Here is a 19,823-nt window from a genome sequence, read left to right as displayed (position 1 = left end):
CCATGCGCTGTATCCAGGGGGAGACGACAGCATGCCCACACCCGAGCAGATCTGGGACGAGGCCGATCTGCCCACCCGCCGCCTCGCAGGGCTGGCACTCAACCCGTCCACGCCGGAGGACGTCCTGCTCCGGCTGCTCGCGGACGCCCCGCTCGCGGCACGGATGGTGCTCTGCCGGGACCGGGACCTCCCCGAGGCGGTCGTGGACGCGGTCATCGGCCATCCGGACGCGTACACCCGTAGCTTCCTCGCCCGCAACCCCCACGTCGACCCCGCCCAGCGGGCCCGGCTGGTCGACGACAAGGACTGGTTCGTCCGGGCACACCTGTCCGGCGGGCCCCGGACGACCGGACTCATCCGGCCCAGGCCCTTGCCGGACGAAACGGTGGTCCGCATACTCACCACCTACAGCGACGAAGAGCTGGGCAACTCCGTCTACATGCAGTTCTCCGACGAGTTGCGGCGCGCCCTGCCCACCCACCCCGAGCCCAAGGTCCGTGCCTGGGGCGGCCCCCTGGACGAGAAGTACGAGGATCCGGTGTGGGTGGAGAACAACCTGCCGGACCACCCGTGCCATGCCCGGACCTTCACCCTGGTGAATCTGCCCCTCACCAGGACGGTGGTCGACGGTGTCCTCACTCCACCGGCGAGGCCGCAGGAGCGGCGGATGATCGCGGGCAACCCGTCCCTGCCCGCCGATGTCGTGGCCCTGCTGTCCGCCGATCCCGATCCCGAGGTGCGCGAGCGGATCGCCCACCGCGAGGACCTGGGCCCGGACGAGCGCCGGGCCCTCGCCGTGGACCCCGAGCCGAAGGTGCGGCTCGCCGTGTCCGTCCATCCGGCGTGGAGCGAGGAGGAGCGGGCCGGGATCGACTACGAGGTGCCCCTGGACCGCGATTTCGGGTTCTACCCCGAGGCCCTGTGGCCCCGCGATCCCGAGGCCGTACGGCAGGACGCGCTCTCCGGTCATCCGATGCTGCGCCGTAGGGCGGCGAAGGAACACGGTCTGCCGCCGGACCTCCTGGCCCGGCTGGCCGAGGACGACGACCTCGGCGTGCGCGTCCTGCTGGCCCAGAACCATCCCGACGCTCCGGCGGAGCTGTTGCTGCGCAGCTTCCTGGAGTACACGGGCCCGGAACGCGAGCACCTCCTCACCCGGCCGGCCTTTCCGACCGACGGGCTGGCCGGGTACGCCGACCACGCCGATCCGGCGGTCCGTGCCCTGGCCGCGCGGGATCCCGGGACGGCGCCGGAGGTCGTGGAGCGGCTGACCCGGGACCCGGATGCCGGGGTGCGGGCCGTGTTCGCCCGGCATCCTCGGCTTCCGGCGGCCCGGCTGGCCGAACTGCTCGACGACGAGGAGCTGGTGCAGCACGCCGCCGCCAACCCGGCGCTGGGCGTGGACGCCATCCGCGAGCTGGTGGCGGCGCTGCCGGTCAGGTGACGGCCAGCAGGGTCTCGAGGGCCAGAGCCGTCCCCGGATGCCGGGCCAGCAGCTCCGCCCCGGCCGGTTCCGCCGTCTCCCAGGTGCCCTCGCAGCCCAGCAGTGCGGCCAGCGCGTCGCAGGTCGCGGGGTGGGCGGCGAGGAGTGCCGCGCCGCCGCCGGTGGGCGCGGACGGCAGGGCGAGCGGCGGTGCCTCCGGGAGCCGCCACGGCGGGACCCAGCTGTCCAGTTCCGCGAGGCGCGCCGGGAACACGCGGCCCGCCTCGCGCACGATCAGCGGGGCCAGGTCGGTGCCGCCCGCGCGCAGGGTGGTGATGAGCGTCGGCAGCCAGGGCAGCAGGACCCGGTCGGGCAGGCGCGCGAAGGCGTTGGACACCGCCTCGACGACGAAGTCCGCCAGGGCCGGGACCGGTTCGAGGGCGTGCACGAACCCGCTGAGGTAGCGGGGGTAGGCCGGGACGATCAGCGGGTTGGCGAGCAGGTCGTCGCAGCGCTCCCGCAGGGCCGCCCGGGGCAGGGTGCCGAGGTGGGTCTGGGCCGCCCAGAGGAGGGCGGTCCGCGCGGGCTCGGCGGGGTGGGACTGGGCCAGGGCCAGTTCGAGCTGGGTGCGGTCGCAGCCCAGGGAGAGGGCGAGGTTCTCCATGCTGAACAGGAAGCCCAGCATCGCGGCGACCTGACGGACGGTCGCGTCCTCGTCGGCGAACGCGGTCGGCAGCAGCGTGCAGTAGTGCGCGTAGCCGGTCTTGACGAACGACTCGATCCAGGACGGCAGGACCGGTTCGGCGGTGCGGTAGTACGCCAGCAGCCGGCGGACGCGGCCGAGCACCTCCGGGGCGCCGTCGACGCTGCGCTCGGCCGCGAGGACCTCCAGCGCGCGCGTGCCCAGCTCGTCGGCGAGCCGTCGGCTGCGCAGGTACACGATCGCGTCCTCGACCGTCGCGAGGACGGTCGCCGCCGTGGCCTGCGGGGCGTACGCGGTGCGGCGCAGCCGCTGCTCCAGGACCTGCTCGATGCTGACGCCCTCGTAGCCGAGTTCGATGAGCGAGCGCTGATGGGTGCCGAGGGCGAGGTCCCAGGACTCCTGGATGGGGCGTTCGCCGAGGCTGCGGTCGCCCATGATGGGGCGGGCGGCGCCCTGCGGCAGCAGCCGGCGCAGCATCCACAGCACGTCGGAGCAGTGGGCGAGTTCGGGCTGGGCGGCGATGTCCAGCAGGGCCCGCTGGACTCCGCGCTGCTGGAGCCTCAGGTTCAGCGGGGCGAGCCGGTCGTGGACGTCCCGGGCCAGTGGCGGCAGCGCGTCGTAGCCGACCTGGCCGACGCGGTCGCCGCCCATCATGATCTCGACGAGCCGGCCCACGTCCCGCCGGCCCGGCACCCGGTCCTTCTCGATGCACGTGACGGCCGCGTCCTGGAAGTCGTACGGCGTCGGCTTGGCGCGGTCGCGCATGCCGGCCAGGAGGATCGACGTCTCGAAGACAGCGATGGCGTCGGCGGTGGAGGCGAGGTAGCCGTTGCGGCGGGCGGCGCGCACGATCTCCACCGACCAGCCGAGCAGTTCGGCCTCGTCGAGGGCGTCGAGGACGGGCGGCCTCCGCAGGAACCCGGTGAGCCGGTCGGCGGGCACGGGCGGGGCGGCGGCCGGTGGGGCGGCGGGCGCGGGGAGGCTCTTCTTCGGCTTGGTGCCCGCCTGGCCCGCCAGCCGGTAGGGCTTCACCCGGGTGCGCTTGACGTTCTTGGCCCATTCCGTGGCGGCGATGGACACCGAGCCGGCGGCCAGCCCGAACTGGGCCTCGATCGCGGCGTGGCTGGACGGGATCAGCCCGTGCCGCCAGGTGGTGCCGCTGGGCGGACCGATGGTGAAGGCGTCGCTGCCGTGCACGCCGAACTCCTCGACGCGGCTCGCGGCGTGGAAGGCCCCGCAGACGTAGAGGCAGTCGGCGGGGTCGGTGCCGGTGGCGGCGAGGTGTTCCCGCATCCGCGTCCACATGTACCGCTCGCGGTCCTCGTCGACGCGGGCCTTGTGCGCCTCCCCCGGGGCGAGACGGCGGAAGAGGCTGCCGATGAGCAGCATCACCTGGCGGTAGGTGTCGTGGTCGCTGTCGCCGAGGGGCAGTTCGACGTACTGGTGCCACCACTCGGACCAGTGGCGGACCCGGCCGTGACGCAGGAGGTGTTCCTCCAGTTCGGCGAAGCGCGGGCGCAGATCGCCGATCTCCACGCCGACGGCGTCACCGTGCAGGGCGCTCTCCTCGCCGGCCGCCGGCTCTCCCGGGGTCGCTTCCGGGGCTGCTTCCGGTGACTCCGTCTCCTGCTCCCACTGGAACACATGGTCCGAGGACCGGTCGACCAGGACCAGTTCGACGCCGGGGGTGTCCAGGGCGTAGGCGATGGCCTGGTACTCGGCGGAGGCCTCGGTGATCGGGGCGACGACCGACAGCGGGGACCAGTCGGCGGGGAAGCCCTCGACCTCGGACGCGAACGCCTGGACGGCCACCGGGAGGCGGCAGTTGCGCAGCTCGGTGAGGAGGGGGGCCATGTCCTCGCACAGCTCCAGGTAGACCACCTTCGGCTGTTTCTCGCGCAGCCGGCGGGCCATGGCGATCGCCGAGGCCGGTGAGTGGTGGCAGACCGGGAAGATCTCCAGCGGTTCGCGCACCGCGCGCTCGACGTCGTCCACGATGCCCCGCAGGATGCCCTCCAGGGCGCCGGGGCCGTCGGCGAAGGCGGTGGCGGCTTCGTGGAGTTGGCCGCGCAGGCCCTCGAAGGTGCTGCCGGTGGCCGTCTCCGCGCCGCTCATGACAGGGTCGCGATCGCGTCGCGGCCGCCTTCGAGGAACTCCGGCCAGGAGCCGCCCTCTTCCTTGCTGCGCGGCTCGACGACACCGTGCAGGTACTTGTTGAGGATGGCGAGGTCCTCCGGCTCGCGCCGGGCGAGGGAGCCGACGAGCGAGGAGGCGAGGGTACGGGCGGTCAGGGCGCGGTCGCCGAAGAAGTTGCTGTGCAGGATGGCGTCCTCCAGGACGCCGATCTGCTCGGCGGTGGAGAGCGCGGACTCCAGCTTCTCGTCGTCGCTGCCGGCGGCGGCCGCGGAGGCGCGCAGATCGGCGAAGCTCTGGAGGAGCACGTCCAGCAGGGTGGGCGGGACGTCGAGTTCGATCCGGTGGCGGCGCAGCAGTTCCTCGGTGCGGAAGCGGACGATCTCCGCCTCGCTCTTCTTGTTCGTCACGACCGGGATGCGGACGAAGTTGAAGCGGCGCTTGAGCGCGGAGGACAGGTCGTTCACCCCCCGGTCGCGGCTGTTGGCGGTGGCGATGATCGAGAAGCCGGGCTTGGCGAAGACGATGTTCTCCCCGCCGGCGCCGTCCAGTTCGGGGACGGAGATGTACTTCTCGGAGAGGATCGAGATCAGCGCGTCCTGGACGTCGCTGGTGGAACGGGTGAGTTCCTCGAAACGGCCGATGGTGCCGGTCTCCATCGCGGTCATGATCGGCGAGGGGATCATCGACTCGCGCGACTGGCCCTTGGCGATCACCATGGACACGTTCCACGAGTACTTGATGTGATCCTCGGTGGTACCCGCCGTGCCCTGCACGACCTGGGTGGAGTTGCGGCAGATGGCCGCCGACAGCAGTTCGGCGAGCCAGCTCTTTCCGGTGCCGGGGTCGCCGATGAGCAGCAGCCCGCGGTCGGAGGCGAGGGTCACGATGGAACGCTCGACGAAGCTGCGGTCGCCGAACCACTTCTGGTCGATCTCCCGGTCGAGGCCGTCGGCGCGCTCGGAGCCCAGGACGAACACCCGGATCATCTTCGGCGACAGCCGCCAGGAGAACGGCTTGGGGTTGTCGTCGATCGACTCCAGCCAGTCCAGTTCCTCGGCGAACTTGATCTCGGCGGGGGCGCGCAACAGGTCGGTCATCACGGTGCCTTTCAAAAAGAGTGAGGGGTTCTAGGCGAGGAACGTCTTGAGTTCGTCGACGAGCTTGCGGATGTGGCCGGAGATCACCGGTGTGCCCTGGTCCTTGAAGCGCTCCCGGAACCAGGGGTTGACGCTGCCGCGCCCTGAGCTGGTCACCGAGCCGACGGGGATGAACCTGACCCCGGAGCGGTGCAGGGCGGCCATGCTGTCGAACAGCGGCTGGTGGTGCCATTCGTAGAAGTCGGAGATCCACACCACGACGGTGTTGCGCGGCTCGGCGATCTTCGGCTGGGCCAGCGCCATCGCGACCGTGCCGTCGGTGCCGCCGCCGAGCTGGGTGCGCAGCAGGGTCTCGAAGGGGTCGTGCACCCAGGGGGTGAGGTCGACGGCGCGGGTGTCGTACGCGACGAGGTGGACGTCCACCCTCGGCAGTCCGGCGAAGATCGACGCCAGGATGGTGCAGTTGACCATCGAGTCGACCATCGAGCCCGACTGGTCGACGACCACGATGAGCCGCTGGGGTGTCGTCTTGCGGGCGGTGTGCCGGTAGTAGAGGCGGTCGACGTAGAGCCGCTCCTCCTCGGGGCTGTAGTTGGTGAGGTTCTTCCAGATGGTCCGGTCGAGGTCGAGGTTACGGAAGACGCGCTTCGGCGGGATCGAGCGGTCGATCGCGCCGACGGTGGCCTTCTCGACCTGGGTGCGCAGGACCTCCGCGACCTCGTCGACGAAGCGGCGGATCAGCGACTTGGCGTTGGCGAGGGCCACGCCCGAGAGGTTGTCCTTGTCGCGCAGCAACTGCTCGATGAGGGACATGCTCGGGGTGAGACGGGCGGCGAGCGCGGGGTCGGCGAGCACCTCGCGCAGCTTCATACGGCGGACGAGGTCGCCCTCCAGGGCGCCCAGTTCGGGTCCGATCGCCGGGATGAGGTTGCCGAGGTCGGGGGCGGCGCGGTGGCCGCCGGTCCCGGTGGGGCTCACACCCCGGCCCGCGCCTCCGCCCGCGCCCCGTCCGCCGCGCAGGTCGCCGGGTGAGCAGCCCAGGGCACGCTCCAGCCAGCCGGCGTCGGACTGCCACCGGGCGAGCTGCCCGGCGCTGACGGCTCCGCTGCCGGTGGCGAACACGTTGAGCAGCACCTTGGACACGAGGGCCGCGCGGCGCACCTCCGCGGCGCCGTCCCGCGGGTCGTCGCCGTCGGTGTCGGTGTCGGTGTCGTCGGCCACCATCAGCCCGTCGAACGCGTCCGCCAGATGGGGATGGCGCTGCACGATCGAGTCGACGGAGGCATGCGGGTCCAGCAGGGCGGGCGGGAGGCCGATGTCCTCGACGACGGCGAGGCTCGCCGACTCCAGGGCGGCCTGCTCCTCGGGATCGAAGAGACGGGCGAGGAGCCGCCAGTACAGCACCTGCCGACGGTTGTCGTGGGGGTCGGGCTCGGGCACCGCGGCGGCCGTCGTCCCGTTGGCCGGCGTCTCGGTGGTCGGGTCGGTGGTCGGCTCGGTGGTCGGCTCGGTCATTTGCGCAGCAGCCTTCCCGCTCGCTCCCGCAGGACGGTCACGGCGTCGGTGGCGGCCTTCTCCGCCTTGACGCCCGTCCTGTCGGTGGTGCCGCCGGCCCAGGCGCCCGCCTGGAGGGCGACGGTCTTGCGGCGCACGGTGGTCTCGACGGCCAGCGGTTGGAGCCGGAAGACGCCGCCGTCCCAGCGGAGCAGACCGATGCAGGCGCCGGAGGCGGCGACGGCCTCGGGGGTCAGCGGGCCCGCGACCGGGATGCGGTCGGTGTCGACGACGAGGTCGTCGCCCGCGTGGGTGAGGACGAGGGTGTCGCCGTCCCACCGGGTGGCGTAGCCCTCCAGGAACACCGGTTCGGCGAGGCGCGCGGGGTGCCGGTCGAGCGGCGCGGTGGCCGCCGCGGTGGCCGTGGGCAGGGCGACGCGGGCGGTGGCGAAGGGGTCCGCCGGTTCGCCCGCGCGGACCCGGGTGCCGTCCCAGAGGAGGTCGCCCTCCTCGGTGAGGGGCATGGCGTCCAGGTGCACGGCCCGGCCTTCGCCGAGGGCCGCGAGCAGCGAGAGATGCGGGCGCAGCAGCTGCCAGACGCCGGCCGCGACCACGCTGTCCGGCTTGGGCACCGAGACGCTCGCGCGGACCAGCCGGGACGGGGTGCCGTCCTCGGGTTCGAACACGGCGTGGACCTGGGCCTGCGCGGCGGTCGCGTGTTCGTGCAGGTCGGTGCCGAGCGGCAGCAGCCGGCCGGTGGCGGTGCCGGCGGCGGGCCGGTCGACGGCGCCGGGCCGGGTGAGCAGCAGGGCGCGCGCCCAGAGGTCGCCCCAGCGGCGCGCGGGGATCCGCTCCAGGGTGGATCCCGGGCAGGAGGCGGCGAGTTCGGCGGCGAACCCGTCGAGCAGGGCGGCGAGCCGGCGCAGTTCGGGCCGGGGCAGCATCGCCGAGACGATCGGGGCGGCGCCGCCGACGAGTTCGTGGTCGATGCCCTGCCAGCCGGCGCGGGCGAGGTCCGCGAGCCAGGTCCGGGCGGCGGCGAGCAGGTTGGCCTGCTGCGGGTCGCCGGCCGCGGCGGGGGTGTCGTCGGCGCGGGTGCGGCCGGTGGAGGTGTCGGCGCGGGCGGTGAGCGCGTCGTGGGCGGCGCCGAGGAGGGCCGAGCGGGCGGCGGCCAGGGCGAGGAGGTGGTCCTCGTCCGCGGTTCCCGCGGCGGCCTTCTCGACGGCCTCGGCGACCCGGGCGGCCAGCGGGCTGCCGGCGACGGCACGGGCGAGTTCCGCCAGTCCGGCGGCCTGGTCGGACCGGGGCCGCAGCAGCCCGGCGACGAGGCACCGGTCGAGGGCGTCGGCCGCGGCCAGAGCCTCCTCCAGTCCGTCCACCGGGGCACCGAGCACACCGGTGGACTCCACCGCGCCCGGGCGCTCCCCCGCGCCGCCCGGATCCGCGGTCCCCTCGGAGACGGACGCCCCCGTGCTCTCCGCCCGCGTGGGGGCGAACCAGTGCATCTCCGGCAACGGGTCCGTGACCGGCGTCTGTTCGAGATACGCGAGGTGGCGCAGGAACCGGCTGAAGACGGGGGCGGCGGCCGCCTTGCCGTCCGCCTGCGGCGGGTGGGTGCCGGTCATCGCGGTGGTGAGGGCGGCCGCGTCGGGCTCGCCGCCCGTCGGCTCGACGCGCAGATAGCGGGCCACGCGCGGGCCGCCGTACTGGAGGACCGCCTCGGTGACCAGGGCGCGGATGTGGTTGCAGAACGAGCCGCGCGCGCCGCCGCAGGGCCGGTTGTTGTTGGTGCTGCACGCGAAGGCGTAGGTCCCGGCCGCGATCGACGAGACGTAGACGCGCTCGATGTCCGAGCCGCTGGAGACGACCCCTTGCAGGCGTCCCTCGGCCAGTTCGACGAAGGGGACCTTGGCGAGCTTGCGCGGACGGGCGGGCGGCACCACCCGGGCCGTGCTCGCCCTTTCCCAGTTCTCCCGGTCCGACAACTCATCATCTCCTTTGCGGCACACGGCTGCACACGCCGGGGCGGCGCAGCACAGGGGATTCGCCGCACCCGAGCGGCGCGACACCAATCAACTTATCGGCGACCACTGACAACACGTCCGACCTGCGGAAACAGAGCCGGGTGAGGTCTGGGGGCGGCCTCGCCGCGAGGGCGTGGCCGACGGTGTCCGGATCCCGGTCGGGATCGCACCGCAAACGCCCCGCTCTCCTAGAATCCGATCGATCACGGTCGGTGGTGCGGGCAGCCCGGCAGGGGCGGGAGGGACGGGATTGAGCGGGGAGGGAGCGGTGTTCGGGCCGCTGCTGCGGGAGTTGAGGCTGGCCGCGTCGCAGACCATCGAGGGGCTGGCGGAGGCGTCGGGGGTCAGTGTGCGGGGCATCGGCGACCTGGAGCGGGGGCGGCGGGCGGCCCCGCAGCGGCGTACGGTCGCGGCGCTCGCGGACGGTCTGGGGCTGGACGAGGCGCTGCGCGAGCGGCTGCTCGCGGCCGCCCGGACGGGACGCGCGCCGGGATACAGCCCGGTGGGCGTCCAGGCGTTCCCCCGCGGGGTCGACGACTTCGTGGGCCGCGAGGCGCAGTTGGCGCGGCTCGCGGAGCTGGCCGGGCGGCAGGACGAGGCGCAGCCCGTGGTGGTGGCGGTGTCCGGGCCGCCGGGCGCGGGCAAGACGACGCTCGCGCTGTACGCCGCCCGGGCGCTCGCCGACCGGTTCCCCGACGGGCAGTTGGTGGTCGACCTGTGCGGCACCGACGACGAGCCGCCCGGCCCCGCGGAACTGGTGCTGCGCGTGCTCAAGGCGCTCCGGGTGGCCGACCGGGAGCTCGCCCGGGCCGGTCCGCAGGGCCATCCGGCGCTGTACCGGCGGGTGCTGGCGGAGCGGCGCTGTCTGCTGGTGCTGGACGACGCGCGCGACGAGGCCCAGGTACGGCCGCTGCTGCCGGCCTCGGGCGCGGCCATGGTGGTCGTGACCAGCCGGCGCATGCTGACCGGGCTGGACAGTGTGCACCGGCTGCCGCTCGGGGAGCTGAGCCCGGCGGAGGCCGCCGCGTTCCTCACCGCCCTGGTCGGCGCCGAGCGGGCGGCGGCCGATCCGGACGCCGTCGCCGATGTGGCCGGCCGCTGCGGGCATCTGCCGCTGGCGCTGCGGGTGGCGGGCAACTGGCTGGCCACCCGCACCGGCTGGACCGTGCGTCGGCTCGCCGACCGGCTGGCCGCCGAGGACCGGCGTCTGGACGCGCTGTCCGCCGGGGACGTGCGCGTCGCCGCCGCCTTCGACCTGTCGTACCGTCAGCTCACGCCCGCGGCGGCCCGGTTGTTCCGGCGGCTCGCGCTGCTTCCGGGCCCGGACACCGGGGCCGCGGGGGCCGCCCGGCTGACGGGGCAGGCCCTGTTCGACGCCGAGGACACCCTGGAGGAACTGGTCGAGACCGGGCTGCTCGGGGCGTACGGCGAGCGGTACCGGCTGCACGACCTGCTGCGGCTGTACGCGCGTACCCGGCTGGCGGCCGAGGAGGGCGCCGCGGACGCCGCACGCGCGCGTGCGGCACTCGACGACTGGCTGCTGGGGACCACGGTCGTGGCCGGGCGCTGGTTCGAGCCGGACCACGGTGCGCCGCCCGCCGACTTCGACGGGACGGTCGACCTGTCGAGCGCGGCACGGGCCCGCGCCTGGTTGCAGGCCGAGGGCGCGAACTGGCTGGCGGCCCTGCGCGCGGCGGCGGCCGGCGGGGCGCACCGGACCGTGGTGGAGGTGGCGGAGGCGCTGCACTGGTTCTCCGACCAGTGGATCTTCTGGGGGCACTGGCCCGAGGTCTTCGGCGCGGCCGCCCGCAGCGCGCGCGAGCTGGGCGATCCGGTGCTGGAGGCGACGCATCTCAACTACCACGCGTGGGCGCTGCTCACCTGCGAGGGGCTCCCGCACGACAGCCTGGAGCGCTCCGCGGAGGCGCTGGAGGCGGCGCGGCGAGCCGGTGACGTACGGCAGGAGGCGTGGGCGCACATCTATCAGGGGCTGGCGTTCCGCCGGCTGGAGGACCATGTCCCGGCCGCCGGGCACATGCACCGCGCGGTCGCCCTGTTCGAGTCCGCGGGCGATCTGCACGGCAGCCTCCAGGCCCGGCACGGACGCGCGCTCGTCCTGATGGACTCGGGGCGGCCCGAGGAGGCCCTGGTGGTGTACGAGGAGACGCTGGCGTTCCTGGAGCGGGTCCAGGACCGGCTGGCGCCGCACATCGCCGAGTTCGGCCGGGGCGGCATGCACTCGGGCGTGGGGTCCAGTCTCGCCCTGCTGGAGCGCTGGACGGAGGCGGTCGAGCATCACCGTGCCGCCATGGCGATCTGGCGGAGCAGCGGCAACACGGCCATGGAGAGCCGTCAGCTCGTCCACCTGGGCCATGCGCTGGCGTCCGCGGGGCGGTGGGACGAGGCCCGGGAGGCCTTCGCCCGCTGTGTCTCCCTCGGCCCGGACGCCGACCCGCAGCGGGTGACGGCGGCCCGCGACGCACTCGCCCGCCTCGACACGCCCTAGGGCGGCACCGGCGGGCGAGCTCCCCGCGCCGTGGCTCCATCCTCGCCGCCGCCGCTCCCCCGCGTCTTGTCCCGCAGCGCACCGGACTGTTCCGTGCGCGCACAGCCGCGACGGGACGTTTCTGCCTGCTTCCTGCCTGGAGGCGGTCCCGGCCGGCTGCTTGGCTGGAGGCGGCGGGAGAGCGGGCCGCCGCCGGTGCGCGCTCTCCTGTGCCCCGTACGGCAGAGAGGGAGAACCGGGTGAGCCTGGTGTGGACGACGGACGCGGTTCCCGAGGGGGAACGGCTGACGTACTGGCGCGACGCGCTGGGCAGGGCGCTGGTGCCGATGACCGTCACCCCCCGGGGCGACGGGCCGTTCTCGGGCCGGATCTCCAGCGGTCGCCTCGGCTGTCTGTGGATCTCCACCGTGGAGGCGGACGCCCAGCGCGCCAGCCGTACGCCCGCGCAGATCGCCCGTGCCGACGCGGACTGCGTGGCCGTCGGGGTGCAGACGGCGGGCACGGCCACGCTCCTCCAGGACGGCCGGCACGCGCGCGTGGGCGAGGGCGACCTCGTCGTGTACGACACGTCACGCCCGTACGCCCTGGACTATCCGGGGCGGTTCTCGACGCGGGTGCTGCACATGCCCCGGCGCGCGCTCGGTCTGCCGGAGGAGGATCTGCGGCAGGTCACCGGCACCGCGCTCGCGGGCACGGAAGGGGCCGGTGCGCTGCTGGTGTCCTTCCTGACCGGGCTCGCGGCGTCCCTTCCGACCTGTTCCCCGGCGGTCGCGACCCGGCTGGCGGCCAGTGTGGTGGACCTGTTCGGCACGCTGGTGGACGAGCGGACGGCCACCGACGCGCCCGCCCCCGCCGACCCGCACCACCCGCTGGTCGCCCGGGTCCGGGACCACATCGACCGGCATCTCGCGGATCCCGGGCTGTCCCCGGCGGGCATCGCGGCGGCGCACCACATCTCCGTGCGCTATCTGCACCGGCTGTTCGAGGAGGAGGGCGTCACCGTGGCCCGGCTGATCCGGCGGCTGCGGCTGGAGCGGTGCGCCCGCGATCTGACGCGGCGGGACGCGGGGGCGCCCACGGTGTCTGCGGTGGCCCAGCGCTGGGGCTTCGCCAACCCGGCGCATTTCAGCCGGGTGTTCCGGGAGGCCTACGGACGGTCCCCGCGCGACTGGGTGCGCCACGGCGCGGCCGGCTGAGGCCGCGGGGCCGGGGCCCCGGGCGGGCCGCCCGGGGCGGGGTGCCGGGCGGTCACTTCGCCGGACGGCCCGCCCGCCAGGCGCAGAGCACCGCCACTCCGGCGAGGGTGACCGCGGCGGCGCCGATCGCGCGGCCGCCGCCCGCCCGGGTGCGCCAGGCGAGCACGGCGCCGGTCGACTGCGCGGACAGCACCGAGCCGGCGCTGAGCCAGGAGCCCACGGAGGCGACGGACACGGCGGAGCCTACGGAACCCACGGACAGGAATCCGCCGACGGAGCCGACGGACAGCGAGCTGCCCACGGAGCCGATGGAGAGGAACGAGTCGACCGAGCCGATCGACAGCGCCGAGTTCCTCGACCAGAGCGAACGCCAGGAGCCGTCCGCGCCCGCCCGCTCCGCCACCGCTCTCGTCGCTGCCGTCACCGCTCGCGTCATGATCCGATCATAGGGCGGGGGACGTCAGGAGGGCGGCCAGTCGCGGTAGGCGATGCGGGCGCGGTCGTGGATCTCGCCGAGGGTGCCCCATTCGTCGCGGCCCAGCCGGGACAGGGGCCGCAGCCGCCGGATGTCGGGGTGGCCGTCCACGACGACGTCCTCGCGTACGGCGGCGTGCACGACCCGGCCGAGGACCAGGGTGGAGTTGCCGATGCCGAGGGTGGAGTGCAGCCGGCACTCCAGCGCCACGGGAGAGGCGGCGACGCGGGGCGGCTTCACCCGCAGCGAGGGCTCCCGTTCGATGCCCACGGCGTCGAACTCGTCCTCGTCGGCGGGGAAGTCGGTGCCGGTGGCGTTGATCTGCTCGAAGAGCGGCTCGGGCGCGAAGTTGACGACGAACTCGCCGGTGGCCTCGACGTTGCGCAGGGAGTCCTTGCGGCCGACGGAGGTGAACTGGACGATCGGCGGGTCGGTGCAGGCGACGGTGAAGAAGGAGTGCGGGGCGAGGTTGGCGGTCGTGCCGTCGGCGGCGAGGGTGGACACCCAGGCGATCGGACGGGGGACGACGACGGCCGTGAGCAGCCGGTAGAAGGCTCCCGCGCCCACGGACTCGGGATCGAAGTCAACGCGCATACCGGCCACCCTACGGCGCCGCCGTCGCCCCGGCTCGTCCCCAGGTCGCCCCGTTCTTCCGAGGTCATCCCACGTCCCACAGGAACCGGTGGGTGTGGATGGCGAAGTAGGGGAAGGACTGGACCCCGCTCACGCCCTCGGTGGGCCGCACGGTGTCGTTGACGAAGTCGAGCAGGTCCTTCGCGGTGGGGCTGACCACCTCGGCGAACAGGTCGAAGCCGCCCGAGGTGAGCACCGAGTACACCACCTCGGGGTGGGCGGCCAGCGCGTCGGCGACCGGGCGCGGATCGCCGTCGACGGTGATGCCGAGGAGCGCCATGGCCTGGCCGCCCATGGCCATCGGGTCGGTGACGCCGACGACCTGCACGGCACGGGAGTCCAGCAGGCGTTGCAGCCGCTGGCGGGCGGCGGAGGCGGACAGGCCGACCCGGGGGCCGAGGTCGGCGTAGGCGATGCGTCCGTCGGTCTGGAGTTCGCGCAGGATGGCCCGGTCGATGTCGTCCATGTCCCCGGGCCTAGACGGCCGACTCGGCCAGCTCGGCCAGCGCCGCGGCGAACAGGTCGGTGTGGGTGTCGACGTCCTGCTCGGTGGTGTCGGGGCACATCAGGGCCATGCTGTGGAACGGGGTGAGCAGGATGCCCCGGTTGGCGAGGTACAGGTGGAGGAAGTCCTCCAGCTCGGTGTCGCCGGCCGCCGCGGCCTCGGTGCCGGTGCGGGGCGCGGGGTCGGTGAAGCGGTATTCGGTCCGGGCGCCGAGGCGGCTGACCGACCAGGGCAGTCCATGCGCCTCGATGCCCGCGCGGACGCCCGCCTCGAAGCGTTCGGACAGCTTGTGCATCCGGGCGAACGCGTCGTCGGTCAGGACGTGTTCGAGGGTGGCCCGGGTCGCGGCGACGGAGAGCGCGTTGCCCGCGAGGGTGCCGCCGACCCCGCCCATGTCGACGAGGTCCAGGTCGGCGCGGCCCAGCAGCCGGTCGGCGAGGTCGGCGGAGAGGCCGTAGGCGCCCGCCGGGATGCCGCCCGCGATGGCCTTGCCGATGGTCAGCACATCGGGCTCCAGGCCCCAGGCGGCGGTGCAGCCGCCCGGTCCGGCGGAGAAGGTGTGCGTCTCGTCGTTGATCAGCAGCGTGCCGTGCCGGCGCGTCAGTTCGCGCACGCCCTCCAGGTAGCCGGGCTCGGGCAGGACGATGCCGATGTTGGTGAGCGCGGGTTCCATCAGTACGGCGGCCACGTCGCCGTGGGCGAGTTCGCGCTCCAGGTGGTCCAGGTCGTTGAACTCGGCGGCCCGGCTGGTGCGGGTGACGTCGCAGGGGGCGCCGACGTTGCCGGGTCGGGGCGCGCCGTGGCCGTCGGGGCCGGTCACGATCAGGGACTCGTCGACGCTGCCGTGGTAGCAGTAGCTGTTGAACAGGATCTTCGGCCGGCCGGTGACGGCCCGGGCGAGGCGGATCGCCCAGCGGTTGGCGTCGGTGGCGGTGAGCGCGAAGCTCCAGCGGGTCGGACCGAAGCGGCGGGTCAGCTCGGCGCCGACCCATTCGGCGTCCTCGGTGGGCAGCATCGCGGTCGCCCCGCCGAGGGTGGCGAAGCGGTGCTGCACGGCGTCGGCGACGGCGGCCGGGGAGTGGCCCGCCATCGCGCCGGTGTCGCCGAGACAGAAGTCGATGTACTCGTGCCCGTCGATGTCCCGGACCCGGGCTCCCCGCGCGGACTCCAGATACCGGGGGAAGGCGCCGGCCGTCTTGTTCATCCAGGTCATCGGCACCCGGCCGAAGAGATGGTCGGCCCGGGCGTAGGCGTCCCGGGAACGGGGGTTGCGCCGCTCGGCGTCCGCGCTCTCGCGCGCCAGGAGATGACGGATTCGGGCACGGTCCATGGCACATCCCTGGTCGAATCGGGCGACTGGATGTGATGAATCTACGGTCGTCGGCGCGGCGACGGCAAGCGGTGACGCTCGATTCGATCGTGGCGACGCTCGAATCGAGCGTCGGTCGCCGGATTCCGGGGCTGGTCTTCGCGGCGATCGTGAGCGATCATGAACGGTGGTGAACCGGTCATTGCGGATCGGCGTGAAGAGGCGAGAGACGAAGGTCACGAATACGTATCGGACATTTAACACTTCAATCTTCACACCAGTCACACATGTTGGTTAGGTTTGCGCCCAGACCGCACGATCGACTCCGGCGAACGAACGCCGGGTCAGGCGGCCCAACAGCCCGGCAGGGCATTGAGCTTGGGGCACCCCCTCCGTGGGGTCGCCCGGATCCGCGGGCCGGTACGGCCCGGCGGAGCACGGAAGGAGTACGTCTTCCATGGCGACGGACGTCGGCGAGCCGAGCCGGGCGGAGATCCAGCAGGCGGTCAACGCGCTGTACGACCGGGCCGAGAGCGACACCGGGAAGTACAACGTGACGCGTGCCCAGGCCGGCGGCCGGTCAGGGGTCTCCCTCGCGCGCGGCGGACGCGGATCCGACCCGTCGACCGACGCCATGACCCGGAAGTGGTTCGACGGGGCGCGCAACAGCATCGGTCCCACCGTGGCCGCCGCGCTCCCGGCCGACCGGATGCCGGCCCGCCCCATCGGGGGCCCCTCCGGTCCCCGGGTGCCGAAGGAGCTGGAGGAGGCGTTCGAGAAGCGGGCGCCGCTTGCCCTGGAGCCGGGCCGACGGCTCGAACTGGAGGCACCCGCGCGCCAGACGCCGGAACTCCCGGCACGCGGCGTCGCCGCGCTGCCGCCCGCGCCCCAGCCGATGCCCGCGGCGCCCGCGCCGATGGCCCCCGCCGCCCTGGAGCCCGCACCGCCGCAGCCGTCCCAGCCGTCGCCCGCCGAGACGATGGCGATGCCGATGGTGCAGCAGCAGATGGCCCCTCAGGCCGTGGCTCCCCAGGCGATGGCGCCGCAGCAGATGGCCGGGCAGCAGCCGATGGCGCCTCAGTCGGGCATGGCGGGCCCGGGCATGGCGGGCCCAGGCATGGCGGGCCCAGGCATGTCGGGCCCAGGCATGTCGGGCCCGGCGATGACCGCCCAGACGATGGCGGCACCCGTCATGGCGCCGGAGCCCATGGCTCAGCAGCCCATGGCTCAGCAGCCGATGACCGCGCAGGCCATGACCCCGCAGCCGATGGCTCAGCAGTCCATGGCACCCCAGGCCGCGCCTCCCGAGGCCATGGCCGCCCAGCCCATGGCGACCCAGCAGATGAGACCCCCGGCCACCCCCGTGGCGCGGCCCGGGGACACCGCGGCGCAACAGGCGTACCGCGCCGAGGCCACGGCCGCCTGGGCGGGCCAGAACACGTCCTCGCAGGCCGTCCTGAGCTCCGACACGGGCCCGCAGCCGGTGGTGGGCGGCACGGACCAGATGCCCGAGGCGAAGATCATGACTCCGGGCGCCGCGAAGGCGGCGGCCCGGGGCTCCCGGCCCGCACCCGCCTTCCAGCAGTCCGGATACGGCGCGTCGAAGCCCGCGTTCAGCTTCCCGATGCCCGAGGTCGACCCCACGACCGGCACGTTCATCCTCCCGGACTTCGACGCTCCCGCCCCTGCCGCCGCACCGGCACCGGCACCCACTGTTCCCGCGCCGCAGGCAGGCCCGGGCACCGGTTCGTTCGCCTTCCCGATGCCCGACGCGGGCAACGCCACTCCGGCCCCGGGCACCCCGATGCCCCAACAGGGCCCCGGAACCGGCTCGTTCGCCTTCCCCATGCCGGACGCCGCCCCGACGCCCGCCCCGGCGCAGAACGGCCCCGCGAGCGGTTCCTTCAGCTTCCCCATGCCCGGCGCCGACATGGGCACACCCGCCCCGGGCACCCCGGTCTTCCCGCCCTCCGAATTCGGTGTCGCGCAGGCGCCGTTCAGCTTCCCGTACCCCGAGGCGGTGCCCTCGGCCGGTGCGCCGGCGGCCCCGGCCGGCCCCATGACCGGCTCGTTCGCCTTCCCCATGCCCGACGCGGGCATGGGCACGCCCCCGGGCGGCACCCCGATGCCGCAAGCCGGTCTCGGGACCCCGCCGAACGGCACATTCATGCCCGAGGCGGCCCCGGCCGCCCCCGCGCCGGCCTTCGGCTTCCCCGCTCCCGAACTCGTGGGTGCCACGGCCATGACCGGTTTCCCGGCTCCCGCAGCCACCATGGCGGGACCGATGCCGGGAATGACCGGAGCCATGCCGGGGATGACCGGAGCCATGCCGGGGATGACCGGAGCCATGCCGGGGATGCCGGGCATGGCCGACCCCGCGTCCGGCATGGCCGCCGCGATGCCCGGCATGGCGGCCCCGGCCCCGGCCATGGCAGCCGCGCCCATGGCCCCTCCGATGCCCACTCCCGCGCCCGCTCCCATGGCACCGCCGATGGGCCCGCCCGCCGCCCCCGCCCAGGCCGCGGCCCCCATGCCGCAAGCCGCCCCCATGCCCGCGCCGGCGCCCGTGCCCGCCCCCGCCGGCCCCACCTTCGCCGGCACCGGCACGGCCTACCTCGGGAAGGCCGACAAGGCGCTCGCCTTCGCGCGGGCGCAGGTCGGGCGGCCCTGTCTGCCCGGCGCGACGGGGCCGGAGTCGTACGACTGCTCCAGCCTCACCCAGGCCGCCTGGCGGGCCGCCGGAGTGACGCTGCCGCGGGCCGCGATCGACCAGGCGAAGGCCTTCACCCGGGTCGGTCTCGACGAACTCCGCTCCGGTGACCTCGTGTTCTTCCACGACGATCTCAGCCATGTCGGTCTGTGCACGGACGGCGGCATGATGATCCACGCCCCGGGCCCCGGCGCGACCATCCGCGAGGAGCCCGTCATGGCCGTCGGCGAGGGCACGGTCCGGGGCGCCGTACGGCCCGCATGACGTGACGTAACGCTCCCCCGACGCCCCCGAGTCCCCCGACTCCCTCGGCTTCCCCGCGACTCCCCACCGGCCGGGCACGCTTGGCCGGAAGAAGGCCCTCGCCCGGCCGGTCGCCGCCGTCACACTGGCAGGGCCGTGTGAGGGGAGGGGGTCCGGTGGGGGACGTACCGGAGAGCGTGCGGAAGGTGGACCGGGGGCCCGGTCCGCCCGGTTGTCCGGTGAGCCGTGCGGCCGACGGGAGCTGGGTCGTGCACGGGTATCCGGCCGCCCGTGAGCTGCTGCGCAGCGCGGACACCGTCCAGGCGGGGCTCGGGATCGAGACGGTGGAGAAGCTGCCCCGTCGCATCCGCCGGCCCGTGCTGTATCAGGACGGGCCGGAGCACCGGGAGCAGCGGCTGCGGACCGCGCGGTTCTTCAGGCCCCGGCGGGTGGACGAGCACTACCGCGCGCTCATGATCCGGGTCGCCGAGGAACAGGTGGCGGCGCTGCGGGCAGCCGGTACCGCGCAGGTGTCCGACCTGAGCTTCACCATGGCGATCGAGGTGGTGCGGGAGATCATCGGGCTCACGCACAGCCGCCCGGGGCTGAAGCGGCGGCTGGAGCGGTTCTTCCCGGAGGAGTTCGGGCGGCCGGGGCTGACCAGTGTGCGCGGCCTGTACTGGACCGTGCGCGGGAACGCGAACTGGCTGGCGATCCATCTCGCCGACGTCCGCCCCGCGATCCGCGCGCACCGGCGCCGGGAACGGGACGACCTGATCTCTCATCTGCTGGCCGAGGGCTGCTCGCAGGCCGAGATCCTCGGGGAGTGTCTGACGTACGCGGCGGCCGGCATGGTCACCACCCGGGAGTTCATCTCCGTGGCCGCCTGGCATCTGTTCGGCGACCCCGGGCTGCTGGAGCGCTACCGGGCGGCGGCCGAGGCGGAGCGGCTGGCGCTGTTGCAGGAGATCCTGCGGCTGGAGCCCGTCGTCGGGCGGCTGGCCCGCCGGACCACCGCGCCCCTGGCGGTCGGCGGGACGCGGGTGGCGGCCGGTGAGCTGATCACGGTGTACGTGGACGAGGCCAACGCCGATCCGGCGGTGGCGGGCGGCGGCCCGGGGCTGCTGCGCCCCGGGCGGGCGATGGCGCTGGGCGCGGGCGCGGCCGGGCTCGCCTTCGGGGACGGGGCCCACCGGTGTCCGGGCGCCTCCGTCGCCGTACTGGAGGCGGACGTCCTGCTCAGTCGGCTGTTCGCGCTGGACGGGCTGCGGATGACCGGCGTACCGCGGGTGTCGTTCAAGGACGAGATCGGCGGCTACGAGATCAGGGACCTGGTGGTGACCGTCCCGGCGTGACCTGCGGTCGGCCG

General features: G+C 74.2%; 13 protein-coding genes and 1 pseudogene. 5 read left to right on the top strand and 9 right to left on the bottom strand.

The window, feature by feature from the left end:
• The first annotated feature begins 31 nt into the window (after positions 1 to 31).
• Positions 32 to 1,444 carry a hypothetical protein gene (locus ABZ490_RS06190; RefSeq protein ID WP_358984903.1) on the top strand — a complete coding sequence of 471 codons (1,413 nt, stop codon included), beginning with the start codon at positions 32 to 34 and terminating at the stop codon, positions 1,442 to 1,444.
• On the opposite strand, the gene ABZ490_RS06185 is transcribed toward ABZ490_RS06190, so the two are convergent.
• From ABZ490_RS06185 to ABZ490_RS06165, 5 genes and pseudogenes are all read right to left on the bottom strand, one after another.
• The gene (locus tag ABZ490_RS06185) at positions 1,437 to 4,241 is read right to left on the bottom strand and encodes a hypothetical protein (protein ID WP_358984900.1); all 2,805 of its coding nucleotides are present in this window, start codon (positions 4,239 to 4,241) and stop codon (positions 1,437 to 1,439) included. The two genes, ABZ490_RS06190 and ABZ490_RS06185, sit on opposite strands and share 8 nt — an antisense overlap.
• Positions 4,238 to 5,359, bottom strand: a complete 1,122-nt coding sequence (locus ABZ490_RS06180) for an AAA family ATPase (protein ID WP_358984897.1) — start codon at positions 5,357 to 5,359, stop codon at positions 4,238 to 4,240. The genes ABZ490_RS06185 and ABZ490_RS06180 overlap by 4 nt, the downstream gene beginning before the upstream one ends.
• A gap of 30 nt (positions 5,360 to 5,389) precedes the next feature.
• Positions 5,390 to 6,874 carry a VWA domain-containing protein gene (locus ABZ490_RS06175; protein WP_358984894.1) on the bottom strand — a complete coding sequence of 495 codons (1,485 nt, stop codon included), beginning with the start codon at positions 6,872 to 6,874 and terminating at the stop codon, positions 5,390 to 5,392.
• The gene (locus ABZ490_RS06170; RefSeq protein ID WP_358985110.1) at positions 6,871 to 8,262 is read right to left on the bottom strand and encodes a hypothetical protein; all 1,392 of its coding nucleotides are present in this window, start codon (positions 8,260 to 8,262) and stop codon (positions 6,871 to 6,873) included. Before ABZ490_RS06170 ends, ABZ490_RS06175 begins: the two co-directional genes overlap by 4 nt.
• 63 nt (positions 8,263 to 8,325) lie before the next feature.
• A pseudogene (locus ABZ490_RS06165) lies at positions 8,326 to 8,796 on the bottom strand (hypothetical protein); the annotation flags it as partial.
• 331 nt (positions 8,797 to 9,127) lie between these two features.
• On the opposite strand from ABZ490_RS06165, the gene ABZ490_RS06160 reads away from it, so the two are divergent.
• Together ABZ490_RS06160 and ABZ490_RS06155 are read left to right on the top strand one after the other, a co-directional pair.
• Positions 9,128 to 11,383, top strand: a complete 2,256-nt coding sequence (locus ABZ490_RS06160) for a tetratricopeptide repeat protein (RefSeq protein ID WP_358984891.1) — start codon at positions 9,128 to 9,130, stop codon at positions 11,381 to 11,383.
• Positions 11,384 to 11,622: 239 nt separating this feature from the next.
• A complete protein-coding gene (locus tag ABZ490_RS06155; RefSeq protein WP_358984888.1) occupies positions 11,623 to 12,579 on the top strand; it encodes a helix-turn-helix domain-containing protein in 957 nt (318 codons plus the stop codon).
• A gap of 52 nt (positions 12,580 to 12,631) precedes the next feature.
• Here the strand turns inward: ABZ490_RS06155 and ABZ490_RS06150 are convergent, their stop codons facing one another.
• The 4 genes from ABZ490_RS06150 to ABZ490_RS06135 all read right to left on the bottom strand — a co-directional run bounded on the left by ABZ490_RS06150 (position 12,632) and on the right by ABZ490_RS06135 (position 15,522).
• Positions 12,632 to 13,015 (bottom strand): hypothetical protein, encoded by a 384-nt coding sequence (locus ABZ490_RS06150; RefSeq protein ID WP_358984886.1) that lies wholly within the window; start codon positions 13,013 to 13,015, stop codon positions 12,632 to 12,634.
• A 24-nt stretch (positions 13,016 to 13,039) separates the two neighbouring features.
• Entirely contained in the window at positions 13,040 to 13,648 is a 609-nt protein-coding gene (locus ABZ490_RS06145) for a flavin reductase family protein (protein WP_358984883.1), read from the bottom strand.
• Between the two features lie 64 nt (positions 13,649 to 13,712).
• Positions 13,713 to 14,153, bottom strand: a complete 441-nt coding sequence (locus ABZ490_RS06140; protein ID WP_358984880.1) for an Lrp/AsnC family transcriptional regulator — start codon at positions 14,151 to 14,153, stop codon at positions 13,713 to 13,715.
• Between the two features lie 10 nt (positions 14,154 to 14,163).
• Positions 14,164 to 15,522 carry a transaminase gene (locus ABZ490_RS06135; protein ID WP_358984877.1) on the bottom strand — a complete coding sequence of 453 codons (1,359 nt, stop codon included), beginning with the start codon at positions 15,520 to 15,522 and terminating at the stop codon, positions 14,164 to 14,166.
• 436 nt (positions 15,523 to 15,958) lie between these two features.
• Between ABZ490_RS06135 and ABZ490_RS06130 the strand changes: the two genes are divergently transcribed.
• Positions 15,959 to 18,475, top strand: a complete 2,517-nt coding sequence (locus ABZ490_RS06130) for an NlpC/P60 family protein (RefSeq protein ID WP_358984874.1) — start codon at positions 15,959 to 15,961, stop codon at positions 18,473 to 18,475.
• Between the two features lie 218 nt (positions 18,476 to 18,693).
• Positions 18,694 to 19,809 (top strand): cytochrome P450, encoded by a 1,116-nt coding sequence (locus ABZ490_RS06125; RefSeq protein WP_358984871.1) that lies wholly within the window; start codon positions 18,694 to 18,696, stop codon positions 19,807 to 19,809.
• Positions 19,810 to 19,823: the final 14 nt, after the last annotated feature.

The organism is Streptomyces sp. NPDC005811, assembly GCF_040630405.1.
Classification (GTDB): Bacteria; Actinomycetota; Actinomycetes; order Streptomycetales; family Streptomycetaceae; genus Streptomyces.
The sequence above is the reverse complement of the archived record's forward strand: the minus strand, read 5'-3'. Positions and strand labels throughout refer to the sequence as shown.

Excerpts from the sequence above, each read along its gene's own strand:
- ABZ490_RS06135 (WP_358984877.1), bottom strand. The coding sequence starts at position 15,522 with ATGGACCGTGCCCGAATCCGTCATCTCCTGGCGCGCGAGAGCGCGGAC.
- ABZ490_RS06190 (WP_358984903.1), top strand. The coding sequence starts at position 32 with ATGCCCACACCCGAGCAGATCTGGGACGAGGCCGATCTGCCCACCCGC.
- ABZ490_RS06150 (WP_358984886.1), bottom strand. The coding sequence starts at position 13,015 with ATGACGCGAGCGGTGACGGCAGCGACGAGAGCGGTGGCGGAGCGGGCG.
- ABZ490_RS06185 (WP_358984900.1), bottom strand. The coding sequence starts at position 4,241 with ATGAGCGGCGCGGAGACGGCCACCGGCAGCACCTTCGAGGGCCTGCGC.
- ABZ490_RS06130 (WP_358984874.1), top strand. The coding sequence starts at position 15,959 with ATGGCGACGGACGTCGGCGAGCCGAGCCGGGCGGAGATCCAGCAGGCG.
- ABZ490_RS06175 (WP_358984894.1), bottom strand. The coding sequence starts at position 6,874 with ATGACCGAGCCGACCACCGAGCCGACCACCGACCCGACCACCGAGACG.
- ABZ490_RS06145 (WP_358984883.1), bottom strand. The coding sequence starts at position 13,648 with ATGCGCGTTGACTTCGATCCCGAGTCCGTGGGCGCGGGAGCCTTCTAC.
- ABZ490_RS06180 (WP_358984897.1), bottom strand. The coding sequence starts at position 5,359 with ATGACCGACCTGTTGCGCGCCCCCGCCGAGATCAAGTTCGCCGAGGAA.
- ABZ490_RS06140 (WP_358984880.1), bottom strand. The coding sequence starts at position 14,153 with ATGGACGACATCGACCGGGCCATCCTGCGCGAACTCCAGACCGACGGA.